At 72.5% G+C, this 451-nt stretch carries 1 protein-coding gene; it reads left to right on the top strand.

Annotation, left to right across the window (positions count from 1 at the left end):
• Window positions 1-332, top strand: a 332-nt coding sequence (locus tag JZ791_RS47420; protein WP_216903968.1) for an RnfH family protein, incomplete at its 5' end; no start/stop codon positions are given.
• Window positions 333-451: the final 119 nt, after the last annotated feature.

Genomic DNA, 451 nt, shown 5'->3' with positions numbered 1-451 from the left:
GTGACGGCGCGGGCCGCGTGGCGGTGACCGTCGCGTGGTCGCCCGCGCCGCGCGACGTGCGCGAAGTCGCCCTGGAGCTGCCCGCGGGCGCCACGGTGCGCGACGCGCTGCGTGCCTGCGGCGGGCCGGTGGAGGATGACGAAGCGCCCTGCGGCATCTGGGGAAAGCCGGTGGAGCCTGGCCGCATCCTGCAGACGGGTGACCGCATCGAGTGGTACCGGCCGCTGCGGGTCGATCCCAAGAAGGCGCGGCGCGAGCGCTTCGCACGGCAGGGAGCGCGTGCGACGGGGCTGTTCGCCGCACGCCGTCCCGGCGCCAAGGCCGGGTACTGAAAGCGGCTAACACGACCCTTCTGGCGTCGTTGCCACATCTTGTCGTACTACTCGTACTGCCTGCGATGCGGCGCCTCGCCAGAACCGCTTCGCTGGGTCGTGTGAGCCGCTCTGAGCAC

Source organism: Nocardia alni, assembly GCF_019038435.1.
Classification (GTDB): domain Bacteria; phylum Actinomycetota; class Actinomycetes; order Mycobacteriales; family Mycobacteriaceae; genus Nocardia; species Nocardia alni.
The sequence above is the reverse complement of the archived record's forward strand: the minus strand, read 5'-3'. Positions and strand labels throughout refer to the sequence as shown.